Source organism: Hymenobacter psoromatis, from assembly GCA_001596155.1.
In the GTDB taxonomy this organism is placed as follows: Bacteria; Bacteroidota; Bacteroidia; order Cytophagales; family Hymenobacteraceae; genus Hymenobacter.
This window is the reverse complement of sequence record CP014771.1, coordinates 216,646-234,649: the sequence shown is the minus strand read 5'-3', so window position 1 is coordinate 234,649 and position 18,004 is coordinate 216,646. Positions and strand designations below refer to the sequence as shown.

Below are 18,004 nucleotides of genomic sequence, written 5' to 3'. Positions count from 1 at the left end.
GTGGAGCGCGGCAATCCTTCCTTCACGCCAAGATTACTGTTCAACAAGATTACTGTTCAATGAGTAGGAAAAATTGCCGCGCTCCACTTCGCCCTTGCTTGATGCGCAACATGCTCGCAATGACAACTGAATTTTAGAATAGAAAATAGCACTCTGAATTGCATGACTACTTCCGAAACTTTATTTGCCCGCGCTCAGGAGCTGATTCCGGGCGGGGTTAACTCGCCGGTGCGGGCCTTTCGCTCGGTGGGCGGCGCGCCCGTGTTCATGCAGTCGGCCCAGGGGGCATGGCTCACGGATGTGGATGGCAATCAATACGTTGATTTCATTAATTCGTGGGGACCGATGATACTTGGCCACGCTTTTGCGCCGGTGCAGGAGGCGCTCGCCCAGGCGCTGCCCGACTCGTTTTCGTTCGGAGCGCCTACCCGGCGCGAGGTCGAGCTGGCCGAGCTGCTCATCGAGATGGTACCCAGCGTGGAGAAAGTGCGGCTGGTGAACTCCGGCACCGAGGCCACCATGTCGGCCATTCGGGTGGCGCGCGGCTACACGGGCCGCGCCAAAATCCTCAAGTTTGAGGGCTGCTACCACGGGCACGGCGACTCGTTTCTGATTGCCGCCGGCTCGGGCGCGCTCACGCTCGGCGCGCCCGACTCGCTGGGCGTGACGCTGGGCGTGGCCCAGGATACGCTCACGGTGCCCTACAACGACCTGGCCGCCGTGGAGGCCGCCATCGCCGCCAATCCCGGCCAACTGGCCGCCATTATTGTGGAGCCGGTGGTGGGCAACATGGGCCTCGTGGAACCGGCTCCTGGCTTCCTGGCCGGGCTGCGCGGGCTCTGCACCCAGCACGGCATCGTGCTCATTTTTGATGAGGTGATGACGGGCTTCCGCCTCGCGGCGGGCGGCGCGCAGGAGCGCTTTGGCGTGGTGCCCGACCTGACGACGCTGGGCAAAATCATCGGCGGCGGCCTGCCCGTGGGGGCTTATGGGGGTAGGGCTGACATTATGAATCAAGTGGCACCGGCCGGCAAAGTGTACCAGGCCGGCACGCTCTCGGGCAACCCGCTGGCCACCGCCGCCGGCCTGGCCCAGCTGCGCTACCTGCACGAGCACCCCGAAGTGTATCAGCAGCTCGAAGCCACCAGCACCCGCCTGGCCGACGGCACCCGCCAGATTGCCAAGGAATTAGGCCTGAACTACACCGTGAACCAGGTGGGCTCAATGTTCAGCCTGTTCTTCACCGCGGAGCCCGTCAACAACCTGGAGGATGCCAAGAAGTCGGACCTGCCGGCGTTTGGACGCTACTTCCACGGCATGTTGCGGCGCGGCATCTACCTGGCACCCTCGCAGTTTGAGGCGCTGTTCATTTCCACGGCCATCACCGACGAGCTGGTGGATAAATACCTCACCGCCTGCCGCGAGTCGCTGGTTGAGGCGCACCAGTAGTTTTTTAGCGCGGAGCTTTGCAGAGTTGGCAGAGCTTCGCAGAGGCTAACGCCCTAAAATTCTGCGAAATTCGCCACCTTTGCTAAACTCCGCGCTATTTCACGCCATGCGTCTTCTGCTCAGCTTACTGTTCTTTCTTCCGCTGCTGGCCCAGGCCCAGACGCCTGCTGCGGCCAACAAACAGCTGTTTGACCGCACCATTGATGAGCTGAATTTTCGCACCTTCGAGACGGTGTACGACAAGCACTTCACCCGCCAGAAATACCCCGAAAACCTGCGCACCGCCGCCGCTCGCCAGCAGTTTACTAGCTTCGAGAACAACGCCGAGCTGCAAAAGCTGTTTCAGAACTACAACGGTGTGGCCGAGCGCTACAAGACGCGCTTTGGCAACGGCCCGCTCACGCTGGCCGAGTTTGAGAAGCAGCTCAGCGGCGTGGTGCGCGACCGCAACTTCGAGTTCTTTATCCGCGGCCTGCCGCGCGATGAAAAGTCGGCCCTCATTCGCAACGAGCAGCGCGCCATCAAGCAGGCCGTCGCCCGCTTCAACGCCAGCGCTAACCCCGCTACCGCCAAGCCTGCCACCGCCGAGCCCGAAGAGCCGTTGGCCCCGGCCGCGCCCCTCACCACCAACGGCCCCGCCCCCGGCGACGACGCTCTACCCCCCCACTCCAGCGCCGAGCCCGAACGCCCCGCCAGCGGCGCGCTCGCCGAGGAGGCCCCTACCCCCTCCGGCGGCCCCGGCTGGGTTGGCTACTTCACGCTGCTGCTGAGCCTGGGCTCGTTTGGCCTGCTGCTCTTCACAGTGGCTAGCCTGCTGCCTGAGCAGCGCCGCCTGCGCCGCCGCGTGCGCGACCTCGAAGCGGAGCAGGCTTACTACCCCCCCGCCAACGATGAAGGTCTGTCCGCACCCGACGCCCCTACCCCCCCCGTCGAGCGCGGCCCCGGCTTCTTCAGCCAATTTCGCCCCCAATCGACCGATGAGCTGCCCGCCGACGAATACGACGACGACGAGCGTACTTAATTACCCTTCCGATTGCACGCTGATTACGCGGACGAAATCGTCCACAAAATCCGTGAAATTCGCTTAAATCCGCTAAATCCGTGATTCTGACCGACCAGCAAATCCGCGCCGAAATGGAGCGCGGTACCATCGTGGTGCAGCCCTTTGACCCCGGCTGCCTCGGTACCAACTCCTACGACGTGCACCTGGGACGCTTCCTAGCTACCTACGACGACGCGGTGCTCGACGCCCGCCGCCACAACAAAATCACGACGTTTGAGATGTCCGCTGAGGAAGGCTTCGTGCTCCAGCCCGGCATCCTGTACTTGGGCGTGACCGACGAATACACCGAAACCCACGCCCACGTGCCCTTCCTCGAAGGCAAGAGCAGCGTCGGCCGGCTGGGCATCGATATTCACGCCACCGCCGGCAAAGGCGACGTGGGTTTTTGCAACCATTGGACGCTGGAAATCAGCGTGTCGATGCCCGTGCGGGTGTATCCGGGAATGCCCATTGGTCAACTCATCTACTTTGGTATTCAGGGCGATGTGCAGACGTTTTACAACCGCAAGCAATCGGCCAAATACAACGAGCGCAGCGACCGGCCGGTGGAAAGCATGATGTGGAAAAATCAGTTTTAAGCGATGAGGCAGGGCGTTAAGCAGCGCGCGGAAGGCACAATTTCTTAACCCACCCGCCGCCTTCTGCGTTAGAACGAGCAGCCCCGCGCCCCTGGGTCCCTGGCGCGATAGTTGGCTTTTCTCGTTCCTACCCCTGCCCTATCTGCCCATGAAATCTGCTTTTGCCCTTGTTCTGCTCGCCGCCACTTTCGCGGCGCACGCGCAGCAAATAGCGCCCGTGCCCGCCCCGTCCTCGCCCATGCCGCAGGACAAAACCCAGTCCAGCCCGCGCCTCAACCCCGCCGTGAGCGACCGCGCCGAGCACCTGAGCGACCAAATGACGCGCGACCTGCGTCTGAACGGCTATCAGGCTACCCGCCTGCGCGCCATCAATACCGATAAGATTGCCAAGCTGGAAATCGCTGAGCGCCAGTATGCTACCAGTCCCGAACAGCTCGCAAAACAGTCGAAGGCCATTGGCCACGAGCGCGACCAGGAGCTGCAAGCGGTGCTCACCACCGACCAGTACACTACCTACTTCGATGCCCGCAAGCGCTACGCCCAGGCCGACCGCAACTACGCCCAAAACGCCTCGGCTTCCAATCTGGTGAATTCGGTGCAAAACCCTACCCCCTCCCGCGCCAACGATGCGGTGATGAGCCCCACCAAAGCCAAGGATGCCAAGCGCTCCAGTGAGTCCTTCGGCCGCACGCTGCGCTAAGCAACAGCTTTTACGCAAACCAAAAAGAGGCCTTCCCAGCACTGGGAAGGCCTCTTTTATTTACCTGGCTTTTAGCTTCCTACTAATTGGCAGGGCCTTGCTCCTCAATATAGTCGCTCAGCTCTTTGCAGAGCTGGCGCATCATTTCAGCCATTTTCTTGTCACCGGTGGCCGTCTGAATGGTTTCAGCCATTGAGCCAATGTTATCGACCACGAAGTACTTCATGGCATCGGTGGGCATGTCTTTGGTCCAGAGGTCAATTTTCATCGTCGCATCAGTATTGCGGTCCCAGATGGCGACGTTGATGGCCTTGGCAAATTGAATATCAGGCCCCGCGTCGGTGGCCTGCCAGCTGATGGCCTCGGGCACCTTCTGGTCGTCAAGAGCAATACTGAAGCGGATTTCGGACTTTTTCATGGGAGAGTAGTTAGGTTATAACAATCGTCTGTCATGGCGAGCCTGCGAAGCAATCGCACCAAAACGATACCCACACGGCTCGTTCTGGTGCGATTGCTTCGCAGGCTCGCCATGACAGACGATTTCTTGTTTACTTGCTTTTTAGTTACACGTAATTATTGAGCATCACCGGCATTACCAGCATCAGGATGCTTTCGTTTTCATCGGGCTGGGCGGGCATGAGCAGGCCGGCGCGGTTGGGCGTGCTCAGCTCCAGGGTGATTTCTTCGGAGTCGATGTTCGACAGCATTTCTTGCAGGAAGCGGGCGTTGAAACCGATTTCCATGTCCTCGCCGTCGTACTGGCAAGCCAGCGTTTCCTTGGCTTCGTTGCTAAAATCAAGGTCTTCGGCCGAAATTACCAGCTCGGAGCCGGTGAGGCGCAGGCGCACCTGGTGGGTCGTCTTGTTGGAATAGATGCTGATGCGGCGCACCGAGTTCAGCAGCTCCTGGCGGTTGATGGTCAGCTTGTTGGGGTTGCTGACCGGAATTACGTTCTCGTAGTCGGGGTAGCGCTCATCGATGAGGCGGCACACCAGCCGCATCTGGTTGAACGAGAAAAACGCGTTGCTCTGATTGAACTCGATGCGCACCGGCGTGGCCTCGGAGGGTAGGGAGCTTTTCAGCAGGGTGAAGGCCTTGCGCGGAATGATGAGGTTGGCGGTCTGGCCGGCGCCCACATCCTGGCGGCGGTAGCGCAACAGGCGGTGGCCATCGGTGGCCACGAAAGTTACCTGCGCCTCGCCTAATTGCACCAAAATGCCGGTCATGGCCGGCCGTAGCTCGTCGGTGCTCACTGCGAAAATTGTCTTGTTAATGGCACGCGCCAGCGACGACGACGGCATCTCGACCGGGCTGGAGCCCTTCACCACCGGCACGCGGGGAAAGTCGGCGGCGTTCTCGCCGGCCAGCTTGTAGCGGCCGTTGGCCGAGCTGATTTCGATGGTGTAGGTTTCCTCATCCAGCGTGAAAGTTACGGGCTGGTCGGGCAGGTTCTTGAGCGTGTCGAGCAGGATGCGGGCCGGGGCCGCGATGCGCCCCGCTTCGCGCGACTCGATGGGCAGCTCGGTCATCATGCTCGTTTCCAGGTCGGAGGCGGTGATGGTGAGCTTGCCGGGCTCAATCTCAAAGAGGAAGTTCTCCAGGATGGGCACCACGGGGTTGTTCGTGACCACGCCGTTGATGCTCTGGAGCTGCTTGAGCAGGGCCGAGGACGAAACAATGAACTTCATAAGAGGAGGTAGGGCTAGGTTTTGGACGGGGGGCAAAGATACGTTGGGGCAGATTCTAGTTGCTAGTTTTTTAACGGTTGTAGCGCAGGTATTGCCTGTCATTGCGAGGAGGAACGACGAAGCAATCTTTCCTTCCGGTTAGGGACGCCAACCGGGTAGGTTCAACGACAAGGAAAGGTTGCTTCGTCGTTCCTCCTCGCAATGACAAACGACCAAAACTATTACTTACACATTAAACCGGAAGTGCATAATGTCGCCATCCTGCACCACGTAATCCTTACCCTCCACGGCCATTTTACCGGCTTCCTTTATTTTAACTTCGGTTTTATACTCTTGGTAATCGGCGAGCTTGATAACCTCCGCACGGATAAAGCCCTTCTCGAAATCGGAGTGAATAACGCCGGCGGCGGCGGGAGCTTTGTCGCCGCGATGCACGGTCCAGGCGCGTACTTCCTGCACGCCGGCGGTGAAGTAGGTGATGAGGTTCAGCAATTCATAGCTGGCCCGGATGAGCTTGTTGAGGCCCGACTCGGTGAGGCCGTATTCGCTCAGGTACATGGCCTTTTCGTCGGCGTCCTCCATCTCGGCAATCTGCGACTCAATGGCGGCCGACACGAGCACGACTTGCGCGTTCTCGCTTTTAACGTGCTCGCTCAGAGCGGTCACGTGCTTGTTGCCATCGGTTGCGATGCTGGCTTCATCCACGTTGGCCACGTAAATTACGGGCTTGATGGTGAGCAGCTGCAAGTCGGCTACGGCCTCCAGGTCGTCGGGGCCGGCTGCTACGGCGCGGGCGTTCTGGCCAGCTTCGAGGGCCGACTTAAAGAGGTGCAGGCTGGCCACTTCCTTTTTGGCCACGGCGTCGCCGGCCTTGGCGCTGCGCTCCGACTTGATGAGCTTCTTATCGATACTCTCCAAATCCTTGATTTGCAGCTCCGTATCAATCACGTCCTTGTCAAAAACGGGATCCACGCCGCCGGCCACGTGCACGATGTTGGGGTCGTCGAAGCAGCGCACCACGTGAATGATGGCATCTACTTCGCGGATGTTGGCCAGGAATTTATTGCCCAGGCCCTCGCCCTTGCTGGCGCCCTTCACGAGGCCGGCAATGTCCACGAACTCGATGATGGTGGGCAGCACGCGCTTGGGGTTCACGAGGGCTTCCAGAATCTGGAGGCGCTCGTCGGGCACGGTAATGACGCCCACGTTGGGCTCGATGGTGCAGAAAGGATAGTTGGCCGATTCGGCCTTGGCGTTGGATAACGCGTTGAAAAGCGTGGATTTGCCGACATTCGGCAGGCCGACAATACCGCAGCGGAGGCCCATTTTATTTAATTATGAGTTGAGAGTTATGAGTTAAGAATTGTTCCTGACTCACTGGGCAAAGGTACGGCGGGCGGCGGGGCCTAGCCGCGAATGCAAAGCGCCGCTGCTCCTGGTGCGGAACAGCGGCGCGCTACTACTATTTCTTCCCCTCGTGCTTGTTGCGTGTAGTTAATAGGTGCTCTCGCCCAGGTCGGGGGCGGCGTCGTACCCGGCGGGGGGGGTAGGGGCGTCGGGTGCCTGACCTTCGTGGTGGGCGGGGCGGGGCTGCTCGCCATCGAAGGCGGGGCGCGGGCGGTCGAGCTCGGCTACTTCTTCCTCGGTCAGCAGCTCGTCGCGCACATAGTCCACGGCATCGTGCAGAGCATCGATAAATTTATTGAAATCTTCCTTATAGAGAAAAATCTTGTGCTTTTCGTAGCTGGCAGGTCCGTCGGGGTCAGCGCCGGGGCGACGCTTACTTTCGGTAATGGTGAGGTAATAATCCTGGCCACGGGTGGCTTTTACGTCGAAGAAATACGTGCGCTTACCCGCCTTCATGCGGTGCGAGTAGATTTCTTCCTGGTCTTTAGAATACCGGTCTTCCACGGGTTGAGAGAGGGGATAGTAGGGGTGGTTTTAATTTTTAAACAGCTAAACTTACGTCGGCTAAAGCAAAGATAGAGCCGGAAAGGCGAACCTAAATTCGGCTTTTGTCCCGGCGAAACTCAAGCAGTGGGCGGCTTGTTTATCAGCACGTAAGATTATTTCAGCCCCGTATCGCCGGAACGCCGCAGAATTACTTATCCATAAACGCTACCTTAGATTGATGTAGCTACTTGATTTTTACTTACGTACCAGCATTCCCTACCCCCCTTCCATGCCCGCACCCGCGCTCGACCTGGCCGCTATTCGCTCGTTTGAAAACCTGGAGCTGCTGGCCCGGCAGCTGGTTGATGGCTTTATTACCGGCCTGCACCAGTCGCCCTACCACGGCTTTTCGGTCGAGTTTTCGGAGCACCGGCTTTACAACCCCGGCGACAGCACCCGGCACGTGGACTGGAAGGTGTTTGCCCGCACCGACAAGCTCTTCGTGAAGCGCTACGAGGAGGAAACCAACCTGCGCGCGCACCTGCTGCTCGACGTGAGCCCGAGCATGTACTACCCCTCCCCCGGCCATGATAAGCTGAAATTCAGCGTGCTAGCTGCGGCGGCGCTCACGACGCTGCTGCAGCGGCAGCGCGACGCGGTGGGCCTCGTCACCTTCGCCGAAACCGTGGAGCTGCAAACGCCGGTGCGCGCTACGTCGGTGCATCGCCACACGCTGCTGCTGGCCCTGCAACAGCTGCTGGAGCGCCCTACCCCCCCCAGCCGGCCCGGCCAGGCGACCGACGTGGCCGGCGTGCTGCACGCCATCGCACAGCAGATTCCGAAGCGCTCGCTCGTGATTTTGTTCAGCGATATGCTGGGGCGCGGGGCGGCCGAGCAGGCGGCGGCGCTGGCGGCCTTGCAGCACCTGCGCCACCAGCACCACGAGGTGCTGGTGTTTCACGTGCTGGACCGGGCCACGGAGAGTAATTTTGACTTTCAGGACCGGCCCTACATTTTTGAAGATGTGGAGACGGGCCAGGAAATCCGGTTGCAGCCGGCGCAGGTGCGCGAACAGTACCGGGCGGCCATGCGGCAGTTTGAGGACGACCTGGCGCTGCGCTGCGGCCAGCTCAAGATTGATTTTGTACCCGTGGACGTGCGCGAGCCGTTCGACAAAGTGCTGCACGCCTACCTGGTGAAGCGCGGCAAAGCCCGGTAATTTATGTTTGCTACCTTCTTTTTTGGGGCCATCTTTCTGCTGTTTCTGGATGCCTTATTGGCTTCGGTGACGATGTACATCGCCTATTCGCACGGGCACTCGCGGCTCAAGTGGTTTTTGCTGGGACTGGTGCTGCCATTTTTCTCCATTTTTATCGCGCTGGCCGTGGCTATGCGCGATGAGCAGCGGGCCAAAGCGGCGCGCGGCGGCGCGCCCGCGCCGGTGCCCGAGCCGGGCGAATTTTCCTAGGTACGACTAGCGGCCCGTAGCTTCGCGGCAGTTTTTCACCGGCCGGGCTGCCCGGCGCTTTTGCTTTTACGCATGTATCAGGTACTTCTTCTTCTTCATTCGTGGCTGCGGTGGTTTGTGCTGGGCGCGGGCCTGCTGGCCGTGGTGCGCGCCTATATGGGCTGGACGGCCCGCCGGCCCTTCACCAAGGGCGACAACGCCATCAGCGCCGCGTTTTCGGGCTTTATGTGGCTGCAAGTCATTGTGGGTCTGGGGCTCTACTTCGGCCTGAGCCCCTACGGCCTTAAGGCGATGAAAGTAGCCGGGGCCATGAAAGACCCTACCACTCGCTTTTTCGGCATGGAGCACGTGGTGGTAATGTTATTAGCCGCCATTCTGGCCCAGGTGGGCCGCATTGCCCTCAAAAATGCTTCCAGCGATACGCTCAAGCACAAGAAAGCCTTTACCTACTTCGGCATCGGGCTGCTGCTGGTGCTGCTCATGATTCCGTGGGGCATCTGGAATCCGTATCGGCCGCTATTTCGGTTTTAAGCGTGTATCATGAATTTTGATGCGACCAACTTTTGGGATTCAGCTTCAACTCCTCGGCTGCCGCTTACTAAGGAATTAATAAGCTTGGCCGAAACTGCGTTGGGGGTTAAGCTTCCGCAATTATTGCTCGACTTATTGGCAATTCAGAATGGCGGTTATACGCGCGGCTTTGTTTTTCCTATGTCGCAAAAAACTTCCTGGGCCGATAATCATGTGCCATTGGCTGATATGTTTGGTATTCTGCCCGAACCAGCTGGCACTACCGTATTAAACTTACTGGATAGCATTTACCTGACCGGGGAATGGGGCTTACCCGAAAAACAGGTTACGTTAACTGGTGATGGCCACTGGTTTATAACCCTCGATTATCGCCAGGGTAGCATTCCTACTATCAGCTGGATTGATACTGAGCTGGATGAAGATGTGGCGGTTGCAAACAGCTTTGAGGAATTTATAGCTGGCTTGGTACCTGACAGCGAATTTGACGACGATACAGAATAGTTGAGCGCTTGACCTTACAGGTTTTCGTAAGCCACGACACCTCGGAATCACAACGCTTAAAAGAAAGCCCTGCCTTTCCGTAATTGGAAAAGCAGGGCTTTTATCATTTAGCAAGCTAATTCGCAGCCGCCTACACGAGCGTGCCGCCCGATGCTTCAATACGCTGGGCCGCAATCCAGCGGGCATCGTCGGTGCAGAGGAAGGCCACAATGGGGCCGATGTCTTCGGGCTCGCCTACCCGGCCCAGGGCCGTCATGCCGGCCACCATCGCGTTTACCTCAGGATTGTCGCGCACCATGCCGCCGCTGAAATCGGTGGCGATGGCACCGGGCGCTACCACGTTGGCCGTGATACCGCGCGCGCCTAGCTCCTTGGCCTGGTAGCGGGTTAGTACTTCAATGGCGCCCTTCATGGCCGCGTAGGCCGACGAGCCGGGAAAGCTGAAGCGCGCCAGACCCGACGAGATGTTGATGATGCGACCGCCGTCGGCCAGCAGGGGTAGGGCCTTTTGGGTGAGGAAGAACGGGCCTTTGAGATGCACGTTCATTACCTCATCAAACTGCGCCTCGGTGGTGTCGGCAAAGTTGGCGTGCAGCGACGTGCCCGCGTTGTTAATCAGAAACTGAAACTGCTCAGCCTGAAAGGTATCGTGCAGGGTGGTTTTCACCTGCTCGAAAAAGGCGTCGAAGCTGGCGGCGTTGCCCGCGTCGAGCTGCAAGGCGGCGGCCTGGTGGCCCTGGGCCTTGATTTCGGCTACTACGGCCTCAGCTTCGGCTTGCTGGCTGTGGTAAGTCAGCAGCACGTCGATGCCTTTTTTGGCCAGGTTCAGGGCCATGCTTTTGCCGAGGCCGCGGCTGCCGCCCGTGACGAGGGCTATTTTGGAAGTGCTCATAGAAAGTGGTTGCGTGAGTGAATTGATTGAACAAAGGTCCTACCCCCCTCCCTTACATTTATGGTGAGTAGCCCAGATTAAATGGTTAATAGTTCCGCTAGCTCACGCTGCCCGGCGCGCACCTGCTCGCGGTATTGCTTGGGCGTGCAGCCGCCGAAACGCTTGAAAAACTTGGTGAAATTGGCCGGGTCGTAGGTGAGCGTACCGGCGATGGCGGCCACGGGCTGGTCGGTATCGCGCAGCAACTGCTGGGCCACGGCCAGGATGCGCCGCTGAAAATCGTAGCAGGGCGCGTGGCCCGTCACCAGCTTCACGGTGTTGCTGAGGTGGGTAGGGTGAATGCAGAGCACCCCGGCCAGGTCGCGGATTTCAAACATTTCCGTGGCCCGCCCGGCCACGAGGTCGGCTAGGTGCCGGTCGATTTCGCGTAGGTAATCGGCGTAGATTTCGTGCTGGCGGGCCAGTATTTTCTGGGGAGTGGGAGTCGTTGCCATATAGCAGTAACAAACAGGGTGAGAAAACTTCCCGGCCCGCCGAGCCGGTGAGCCGGCCAATGACCGGGGAAACTTACTTTTAGTCCGCTAACCCCCCTACCTCCGCCATGCCTACCGACTTCCTTTCCAGCGCCCGCAAGCAGTTTGCTTACTATCAATTGTTGGGCGAGCAGGCGCTGGCGCAAGTCCCCGACAAGCAACTGAACTGGCAGCCCAATGCAGTCAGCAACAGCCTGGCTACCATCGTAAAACACCTGAGCGGTAATATGTTGTCGCGCTGGACGGACTTCCTCACCACCGATGGCGAAAAGCCCTGGCGGGAGCGTGAGGCGGAGTTTAACAACGACCTGCCTACCCGCGCCGAGGTCATGGCCCGGTGGCAAGCCGGCTGGCAATGCCTTTTTGCCGCGCTCGATGCGCTCACCCCCAATGATTTAGCGCGCCTCATCTACATCCGAAACCAGGGCCACACCGTGCTGGAAGCCATCAACCGGCAGCTGGCGCACTACCCCTACCACGTGGGGCAGCTCGTATTCATCGCCCGCTTGGTGGCCGGTGGAGCTTGGCAGTCGCTCTCCATTCCAAGGGGTGATTCAGTTGCTTACAACGCGGAGAAATTCGCGCGGCCGCCGCACCAGGAGCATTTTACGGATGAGAAGTTAGACAAGTCAGCCATTTGATTTTCGTAACTTTGTCTTATGCCGAAGCCCCAGACGCTCGAAGACTTTTACTTAACTAAAATTCATTGACTGCCCGAAAACCTACGGCAGGATATCGGGCATTTCAACGTGTTTCGGCTCGATGACTTTGTGGGGCTAAAGGCGGGTAAGATACCGTACAGCCGCAAAGATTTTTACAAAATCACGCTGGTATCGGGTAATAGCAACTATCATTTCGCGGACAAAACCATCGCCCTGCGCGGCCACGCGCTGTTTTTTGCTAACCCGCTGATACCCTACCAGTGGGAGCCCCTAGATGACCAGCAGACGGGTATTTTCTGCATTTTCACTGAGGCATTTTTGCAGCAGCAGGTCGGGCTGGCCGCCCCGGAGCTACCCATGTTCAAGCCCGGCGGGCAGCCAGTATACTTTCTCACCGATGCACAAGCGGCCACCCTACGCCCCCTGTTTGAAAAGATGCTGGCTGAGCTGAATTCGGACTACACCCACAAGTACGACCTGCTGCGCACCTACGTGTTTGAGCTGCTGCACAGCGCCTTGAAGCTGCACCCCGCCACCTCGCTCTACCATGACAGTACGGCGGCCACGCGCATTACCTCGCTCTTCACGGAGCTGCTGGAGCGGCAGTTTCCGATAGAGTCGCCGGGGCAGCGGGTGAAGCTGCGCACTGCCCACGCCTTTGCCCGGCAGCTGGCCGTGCATGTCAATCACCTCAACCGCGCCCTGAAAGAAGTCACTGGCAAAACCACTACCCAGCTCATTGCCGGCCGGCTGGTGCAGGAGGCCAACACCCTGCTCAAACACACGGCCTGGAACGTGGCCGAAATCAGTTACTGCCTGGGTTTTGAGGAGCCGGCGCACTTCAGTAATTTCTTTCGCAAGCAAACCGGGGTAGCCCCCACGGCCATGCGGATTGTTTGATTTTTGCAAGCATTGGTTTGAAGCGGGTAAGCCGGCCGGCGGGGGCCGCTGCTACTTTTGCAGGGTCAAAAACGCAAAAATTATGAGCACTCCCCAAACCTGGTTCGTGACCGGGGCCTCGCAGGGCCTCGGGCTGAGTTTAGTAAAACGCCTCCTGCGCGAGGGCCACCAAGTAGCCGCCACCTCGCGCACTAAAGAAACCCTGGCCGCCGCCGTGGGCACTTCCAGCCCGGCCTTCCTGCCGCTGCAAGTAGACCTGGCTAGCGATGCCAGCGTGCGGCAGGCCATCGCGCAGACTATCAGCACGTTCGGCCAGATCGATGTCGTGGTGAACAATGCCGGCTACGGCATCGGCGGCAGCATTGAGGAGCTGAGTGACGACGAAACGCGCCAGTCTTTCGACGTGAACGTGTTCGGCACGTTCAACGTGGTGCGGCAGGCGCTGCCGCACCTGCGGGCCGCGGGGGCGGGGCACATCATTAACATTTCCTCCATCGCGGCACTGGCGGGGGCTACGGGCTGGGCCGTGTACGCGGCCGCTAAAGCGGCCGTGAGTGCTTTCAGCGAAGTTTTGGCGCAGGATGTGGCCAGCTTCGGCATCCGGGTGACGGTGGTGGAGCCGGGCGCGTTTCGCACCAATTTCCTTACCACCGAGGCGCTGACCATGCCGCAGCAGCCCATCGCGGCCTACGCAGACATTCGCGCCTCGCACGCCAAGTACCTGACTATGAACGGCAGCCAGGCCGGCGACCCCGACAAAGCCGCCGCCGCTATTATGCAGCTCGCCACCGAGGCCCATCCGCCCGTGCACCTGCTACTCGGCCAGGATGCCTACCAGCGCGCTACCCACAAGCTGACCGTGCTCAGCCAGAATTTTGAAGATTGGCAAGCCCTGACCACTTCGACTGGCTTCGCGGAGTAGCGCGGCGGCGGGCCGTTGCGTCCGGAAAGGGTGGGCGTTGGTCAATTACGGATTTTAGACTTGCAACTACGGTATGCGGTTCGGTATCTCGTCTTAGTAGCCCTCGTCCACCCATTCCCCCGCCCCATGCTTTATTTATTTGGCCAGCTCGCCCTGAGCGACTCCCTTTTCTACCACGAAAATCCTGATAATTTTGACTATACATTGGCAGTTGCAACCTGCCCCGAGCCGACTGCGGCTAGTACCCAAGCCCTGGCCGCGGACCAGCCGCGGCATCGTTGGGAGCGTCGCCTTTCGCAAGCCGACCGCCCGGCTACCAACCAGCAAGGCTAGGGTAGTCCTAGCGTTTTGCTACGCCTGACTTAAATTCCTAAACTAATAAGCTACAATACTTTGCGCCGCCACAGCCGGTACGTCCCGACGGTATCAACGGGCTGGTAGCGGCCGGCCAGGGCGGGCGGCAGCGCGTCGTTGGGAGCCGTGATAAAGTAATCGGCGGCCGGGGCCGGGTGCTGCGCCGGATGCGGGGCCACCCCGCCGGCCCGCCGGTAAAGAAAATACGGGTAGAAGCTTTCCTGCGAGAAATCTACGGAAGCCGCCCAGCCCGGCAACGTGGCCAGCCGCTGCTGCGCCGCGTCGAAGCCGACCTGCAGATTCCAGTAATACAAAGCCAGCGGCTCACGCACCGGGTTGTGGCGCACGAAGCCCAGCCCTACCCCCCCAATTATAACCAACGCGCCCGCCAGCCCGGCCCACGGCCGCCAGCGGCCCAGCCACACGCCCACCGTGAGGGGAGCCAGCACCACCGCCAGGCTAAAGAATGCCAGCAGGTTACGGTGAAAAATAACGTGCCGCAGCACCAGCGTGCCACCGGCCACGGCCAGCAGCCACGCCAGGTACAAAAGCCCCAGCTGCCAGTAGCGCCGGTGCGCCAGCAGGGTTAGGGGAACTAAACGACTATGGACTGTAAGTCCATAGGTTTGAAAGCGAATGGAATTCGGCGGTTTCGGCTAAAGCCGACTGAAAGAAGCCACTGAAAGTGGGCCGCTCTAGAATGAAATTCTGCTGGCGAAACGCTAGCGTCAGTCGTTGGGCAAAGAGCAATAACTAACTGACAATCAAAAATTGACCGTTCTTGCATAAGCAAGGCCGGCGAAAGGGAGTAGCAACTAAAGTCTTGCCCTAAAGGGCATAGCTTTAACTAGCGTGCTTGAAAAGTAAAATCAGGATATAAGCCGGCCAGGACCCCAGCCCGATTTCGCCGAACGCGTACGGCGCGTAGCTCTTCACATCGGGCCAGGCTTTGATGACGAACTCGGTCAGGCTGCCTTTAAAGGGCAGCACATAGGGGTTGGCCGCTAGCGCTGCCAGGCCCGAGAAACCGATAATTGGCAAATAAAACGCGCCCGCCAGCGCCAGCGCGCCCGCCTGATAGCGCCAGAACCGGCCGTCGAAGCGGCGCTGCCGCAGTTGCACCACCGCACTCGCCAGCTGCTGCGCCGCGTGGTAGAACAGGAACGTGGGCACCACCGCGTAGCCCGCTGCCACGGCCAGCATATTTATAGTCAGCCACTTAGTTTGCCGGGGCTGCCGCCAGTGCGCCAGCAGCGTGCCTATCGCCACCCAGTGTAGCAGCGCATATAAGGCATAGCCACGGGCCTGAAACCCGAAGCCCCATAGCGAAAACTGCAGGCCCGCCAGCACCGCCAACACCGCCCCTACCCCCCGCCGCCCGGTGAGGGCCGCCACCACCCGGTACACCACCGCCAGCGTGCCCGCGTAGGCCAGGCCCGACAGCAGCCGGCCCGTGGGCACCAGCCAGGGCAGGCGGTGCAGCCAGCCAAACAAGCCGCTATTCAACAGATTGAACAGCACGTGGTTGTTGGGCAGCATGTAGTAGCTCCAGGTCGCAAAGAGTGACTCATTACCCGCGCAGTACACCGCCGAAAACACTTCGTCGTAGGCTGGTGGTACCTGCGTAGCACCCCAGGCCCACAGGCTCGCCGCCAGTAGCAGCAGCCCCACCAGCCAGGGCCGGTCGGCGCGGCTCAGCAGGCGCAGTGGCGGCGCAGCCGGGGCTGGCTGGCGCGGGCGCGCCCACCATCCGTAGGCCCCTACCCCCACCAGCGCCGCCAAAGCCAGCGTCGCCAGCAAGTTGCCGCGGGATTTCACGGCGGGCGTGAAAAAGTCATGGGGCCAGGCGGCGGCGCGGTACAAATAGGGCGTGCGGCGCAGGTACCAGTCGCGCAGGGCGGGGTAGGGCGTGAGCAGGTAGGCCAGCAGCGCCGCTATTCCTATAAGCAGCAACGCCGCCCCGGCCACCCGGCCCCACCCGGTCCTATGAGGGGGGGTAGGGCTAGAGACCGGGGCGGCGTTTGAGCTGCTGGAAGCCGGCGCTGGGCGCGGAGTCAGCATAGAATTATTGCCCGAGCACGATGGCAAAAATCAGCGGGGCCACGATAGTCGCGTCGCTCTCAATGATGAATTTCGGGGTTTTCTCGCCCAGCTTGCCCCAGGTAATTTTCTCGTTCGGCACCGCGCCTGAGTAGCTGCCGTAGCTGGTCGTGGAGTCCGAAATCTGGCAGAAATAGCCCCACAGTGGTACGGTGGTACGGCCCAGGTCCTGGTGCAACATGGGCACTACGCAGATGGGGAAGTCGCCGGCAATGCCGCCACCAATCTGGAAAAAGCCTACCTTGCTCTCGTCGGTGGCCTGCTTGGTGTACCACTCAGCCAGGTAAATCATGTACTGGATGCCCGTGCGCATGGTGTGCACGTTCTTGATATCGCCCGTGATGACGTGGCCGGCGTAGATGTTGCCGAGCGTCGAGTCTTCCCAGCCGGGGCAGATGATGGGCAGGTTTTTCTCGGCCGCCGCCAGCATCCACGAGTCTTTGGGGTCAATCTGGTAGTATTGCTCCAGCTCGCCGCTCAGCAGAATCTGGTAGAAAAACTCGTGCGGAAAATAGGCTTCGCCGGCCTTGTCGGCCTTCTCCCAAAACTTCAATACCACGTGCTCCAGGCGGCGCATGGCCTCCTCTTCGGGGATGCAAGTGTCGGTCACGCGGTTCATGTGGCGCTCCAGCAGGGCTTGCTCGTCGGCGGGCGTGAGGTCGCGGTAGTTGGGCACGCGCTCGTAGAAGTCGTGGGCCACGAGGTTGAAGATATCTTCCTCCAGATTAGCACCCGTGCAGCTGATAATCTGCACTTTATCCTGCCGAATCAGCTCAGCCAGCTGAATACCCATTTCGGCGGTGCTCATGGCACCGGCCAGGGTTATCATCATTTTGCCGCCTTCGGCGAGGTGCTTGTTGTAGCCATCGGCCGCGTCGATGAGGGCGGCGGCATTGAAGTGGCGGTAGTGGTGCTTGAGGAAATTGGTGATTTGCATGGGAGAGGGAATGAACCGATAAGCCTACAGCTCAGCGGAAAAAAAATAGAGAGGTACGCTCAGTATATAGTGGTGGCGTAGGGGCAGGCGTGAGCTTACCCAGCGCTGACCAATTATACATTTGCCACTAGTATATAGTAGACTTTTTGTGATTTGAAAGTCAAGGACATAGATAAAAATTCCACAACCCTGCACAAACTCCTAACACGTTGTCGTAGCGTTTCCAATCGTGCATTCGTAGACGGTCACTCAAAATCCGATAACGTTTCCAGCCACCGATAGCATGTTCCACTATAATACGTTTACTCGCCTGTTCTTTATTTAGGGCTCGCTGCTCCAGGGTCAATTCTTTTCCCTTAGGTTTTTTAATTGGTAGAAAATAGGTAGGACACTTATAATCCTTACCAAACCCCAGAAATCCTAAATCCAGGCGAACACTAAACGACTATGGACTGTAAGTCCATAGGTTTGATGGCGAATGAAATTCGGCGGTTTCGGCTAAAGCCGGTTGAACAAATTGCTCCCTACTAAATAACGAAACAAGCTGCGCTCATAGCGAAGAGGTGAGTAGCAACTAAAGTCTTGCCCTGAAGGGCATAGCTTTAACTAGCGTACTTGAAAAGTAAATTTTCTAAACCACTGTTTATCAACAGGAAAGAGTTGTTTAAGTAACCCATAATCATGCTGTTTTCCCGGTTGAAAATGACTTAAAAATCCAATCCACCTAGTGGTAGTAGCAATGACTATTTCTTTTAAGGTATTCGCTTTTTTTTACCACTATACGAGTCTTTCTGAGTAGTATAATCTTGCGGTCGTTGTATCCGTTGTTCCGT

At 59.1% G+C, this 18,004-nt stretch carries 18 protein-coding genes and 2 pseudogenes; 11 read left to right on the top strand and 9 right to left on the bottom strand.

Features of this window, described 5'->3' with window-relative positions; genetic code table 11:
- The first annotated feature begins 162 nt into the window (after nucleotides 1-162).
- The 4 genes from A0257_01070 (at nucleotide 163) to A0257_01055 (ending at nucleotide 3,790) form a co-directional block, all read left to right on the top strand.
- Nucleotides 163-1,449, top strand: coding sequence for a glutamate-1-semialdehyde aminotransferase (locus A0257_01070; protein ID AMR25819.1), 1,287 nt, complete (start codon nucleotides 163-165; stop codon nucleotides 1,447-1,449).
- Nucleotides 1,450-1,555: 106 nt separating this feature from the next.
- Nucleotides 1,556-2,470, top strand: coding sequence for a hypothetical protein (locus A0257_01065; GenBank protein AMR25818.1), 915 nt, complete (start codon nucleotides 1,556-1,558; stop codon nucleotides 2,468-2,470).
- Nucleotides 2,471-2,550: 80 nt separating this feature from the next.
- The gene (locus A0257_01060; protein ID AMR25817.1) at nucleotides 2,551-3,090 is read left to right on the top strand and encodes a dCTP deaminase; all 540 of its coding nucleotides are present in this window, start codon (nucleotides 2,551-2,553) and stop codon (nucleotides 3,088-3,090) included.
- A gap of 148 nt (nucleotides 3,091-3,238) precedes the next feature.
- Nucleotides 3,239-3,790 (top strand): hypothetical protein, encoded by a 552-nt coding sequence (locus tag A0257_01055; protein AMR25816.1) that lies wholly within the window; start codon nucleotides 3,239-3,241, stop codon nucleotides 3,788-3,790.
- A gap of 82 nt (nucleotides 3,791-3,872) precedes the next feature.
- Here the strand turns inward: A0257_01055 and A0257_01050 are convergent, their stop codons facing one another.
- The 4 genes and pseudogenes from A0257_01050 to A0257_01035 form a co-directional block, all read right to left on the bottom strand.
- Nucleotides 3,873-4,208 (bottom strand): gliding motility protein GldC, encoded by a 336-nt coding sequence (locus tag A0257_01050; GenBank protein AMR25815.1) that lies wholly within the window; start codon nucleotides 4,206-4,208, stop codon nucleotides 3,873-3,875.
- Between the two features lie 145 nt (nucleotides 4,209-4,353).
- Entirely contained in the window at nucleotides 4,354-5,478 is a 1,125-nt protein-coding gene (locus A0257_01045; protein ID AMR25814.1) for a DNA polymerase III subunit beta, read from the bottom strand.
- Between the two features lie 225 nt (nucleotides 5,479-5,703).
- Nucleotides 5,704-6,804, bottom strand: coding sequence for a GTP-binding protein YchF (gene ychF / locus A0257_01040; GenBank protein AMR25813.1), 1,101 nt, complete (start codon nucleotides 6,802-6,804; stop codon nucleotides 5,704-5,706).
- Nucleotides 6,805-7,095: 291 nt separating this feature from the next.
- Nucleotides 7,096-7,389: pseudogene (locus A0257_01035) on the bottom strand (RNA-binding protein).
- Nucleotides 7,390-7,660: 271 nt separating this feature from the next.
- Between A0257_01035 and A0257_01030 the strand changes: the two are divergent.
- The 4 genes from A0257_01030 (at nucleotide 7,661) to A0257_01015 (ending at nucleotide 9,871) form a co-directional block, all read left to right on the top strand.
- Nucleotides 7,661-8,590 carry a hypothetical protein gene (locus tag A0257_01030; protein AMR25812.1) on the top strand — a complete coding sequence of 310 codons (930 nt, stop codon included), beginning with the start codon at nucleotides 7,661-7,663 and terminating at the stop codon, nucleotides 8,588-8,590.
- Nucleotides 8,591-8,593: 3 nt separating this feature from the next.
- On the top strand, nucleotides 8,594-8,839 hold the full coding sequence (locus tag A0257_01025) for a hypothetical protein (protein ID AMR25811.1): 246 nt from the start codon (nucleotides 8,594-8,596) through the stop codon (nucleotides 8,837-8,839).
- A 72-nt stretch (nucleotides 8,840-8,911) separates the two neighbouring features.
- A complete protein-coding gene (locus A0257_01020; protein ID AMR25810.1) occupies nucleotides 8,912-9,370 on the top strand; it encodes a hypothetical protein in 459 nt (152 codons plus the stop codon).
- A 180-nt stretch (nucleotides 9,371-9,550) separates the two neighbouring features.
- A complete protein-coding gene (locus A0257_01015; GenBank protein ID AMR25809.1) occupies nucleotides 9,551-9,871 on the top strand; it encodes a hypothetical protein in 321 nt (106 codons plus the stop codon).
- 130 nt (nucleotides 9,872-10,001) lie between these two features.
- On the opposite strand, the gene A0257_01010 is transcribed toward A0257_01015, so the two are convergent.
- Together A0257_01010 and A0257_01005 are read right to left on the bottom strand one after the other, a co-directional pair.
- A complete protein-coding gene (locus A0257_01010; GenBank protein AMR25808.1) occupies nucleotides 10,002-10,763 on the bottom strand; it encodes a short-chain dehydrogenase in 762 nt (253 codons plus the stop codon).
- A gap of 77 nt (nucleotides 10,764-10,840) precedes the next feature.
- Nucleotides 10,841-11,257 carry a DNA-binding protein gene (locus A0257_01005; protein AMR25807.1) on the bottom strand — a complete coding sequence of 139 codons (417 nt, stop codon included), beginning with the start codon at nucleotides 11,255-11,257 and terminating at the stop codon, nucleotides 10,841-10,843.
- A 107-nt stretch (nucleotides 11,258-11,364) separates the two neighbouring features.
- Between A0257_01005 and A0257_01000 the strand changes: the two genes are divergently transcribed.
- From A0257_01000 to A0257_00990, 3 genes and pseudogenes are all read left to right on the top strand, one after another.
- Nucleotides 11,365-11,937, top strand: a complete 573-nt coding sequence (locus A0257_01000) for a hypothetical protein (protein AMR25806.1) — start codon at nucleotides 11,365-11,367, stop codon at nucleotides 11,935-11,937.
- An 18-nt stretch (nucleotides 11,938-11,955) separates the two neighbouring features.
- Nucleotides 11,956-12,858 (top strand): annotated as a pseudogene (locus tag A0257_00995) (transcriptional regulator).
- Nucleotides 12,859-12,940: 82 nt separating this feature from the next.
- A complete protein-coding gene (locus tag A0257_00990) occupies nucleotides 12,941-13,780 on the top strand; it encodes a short-chain dehydrogenase/reductase (GenBank protein AMR25805.1) in 840 nt (279 codons plus the stop codon).
- Between the two features lie 383 nt (nucleotides 13,781-14,163).
- On the opposite strand, the gene A0257_00985 is transcribed toward A0257_00990, so the two are convergent.
- From A0257_00985 to A0257_00975, 3 genes are all read right to left on the bottom strand, one after another.
- Nucleotides 14,164-14,682 carry a hypothetical protein gene (locus A0257_00985; protein ID AMR25804.1) on the bottom strand — a complete coding sequence of 173 codons (519 nt, stop codon included), beginning with the start codon at nucleotides 14,680-14,682 and terminating at the stop codon, nucleotides 14,164-14,166.
- Nucleotides 14,683-14,977: 295 nt separating this feature from the next.
- The gene (locus tag A0257_00980) at nucleotides 14,978-16,102 is read right to left on the bottom strand and encodes a hypothetical protein (GenBank protein AMR25803.1); all 1,125 of its coding nucleotides are present in this window, start codon (nucleotides 16,100-16,102) and stop codon (nucleotides 14,978-14,980) included.
- 97 nt (nucleotides 16,103-16,199) lie between these two features.
- Nucleotides 16,200-17,171, bottom strand: coding sequence for a deoxyhypusine synthase (locus A0257_00975; protein AMR25802.1), 972 nt, complete (start codon nucleotides 17,169-17,171; stop codon nucleotides 16,200-16,202).
- Nucleotides 17,172-18,004: the final 833 nt, after the last annotated feature.

Bases quoted from the DNA above. Each gene is read 5' to 3' on its own strand.
- A0257_01070 (AMR25819.1), top strand. From the start codon at position 163: ATGACTACTTCCGAAACTTTATTTGCCCGCGCTCAGGAGCTGATTCCG.
- A0257_01065 (AMR25818.1), top strand. From the start codon at position 1,556: ATGCGTCTTCTGCTCAGCTTACTGTTCTTTCTTCCGCTGCTGGCCCAG.
- A0257_01055 (AMR25816.1), top strand. From the start codon at position 3,239: ATGAAATCTGCTTTTGCCCTTGTTCTGCTCGCCGCCACTTTCGCGGCG.
- A0257_01050 (AMR25815.1), bottom strand. From the start codon at position 4,208: ATGAAAAAGTCCGAAATCCGCTTCAGTATTGCTCTTGACGACCAGAAG.
- A0257_01045 (AMR25814.1), bottom strand. From the start codon at position 5,478: ATGAAGTTCATTGTTTCGTCCTCGGCCCTGCTCAAGCAGCTCCAGAGC.
- ychF (AMR25813.1), bottom strand. From the start codon at position 6,804: ATGGGCCTCCGCTGCGGTATTGTCGGCCTGCCGAATGTCGGCAAATCC.
- A0257_01030 (AMR25812.1), top strand. From the start codon at position 7,661: ATGCCCGCACCCGCGCTCGACCTGGCCGCTATTCGCTCGTTTGAAAAC.
- A0257_01025 (AMR25811.1), top strand. From the start codon at position 8,594: ATGTTTGCTACCTTCTTTTTTGGGGCCATCTTTCTGCTGTTTCTGGAT.
- A0257_01020 (AMR25810.1), top strand. From the start codon at position 8,912: ATGTATCAGGTACTTCTTCTTCTTCATTCGTGGCTGCGGTGGTTTGTG.
- A0257_01015 (AMR25809.1), top strand. From the start codon at position 9,551: ATGTCGCAAAAAACTTCCTGGGCCGATAATCATGTGCCATTGGCTGAT.
- A0257_01010 (AMR25808.1), bottom strand. From the start codon at position 10,763: ATGAGCACTTCCAAAATAGCCCTCGTCACGGGCGGCAGCCGCGGCCTC.
- A0257_01005 (AMR25807.1), bottom strand. From the start codon at position 11,257: ATGGCAACGACTCCCACTCCCCAGAAAATACTGGCCCGCCAGCACGAA.
- A0257_01000 (AMR25806.1), top strand. From the start codon at position 11,365: ATGCCTACCGACTTCCTTTCCAGCGCCCGCAAGCAGTTTGCTTACTAT.
- A0257_00990 (AMR25805.1), top strand. From the start codon at position 12,941: ATGAGCACTCCCCAAACCTGGTTCGTGACCGGGGCCTCGCAGGGCCTC.
- A0257_00975 (AMR25802.1), bottom strand. From the start codon at position 17,171: ATGCAAATCACCAATTTCCTCAAGCACCACTACCGCCACTTCAATGCC.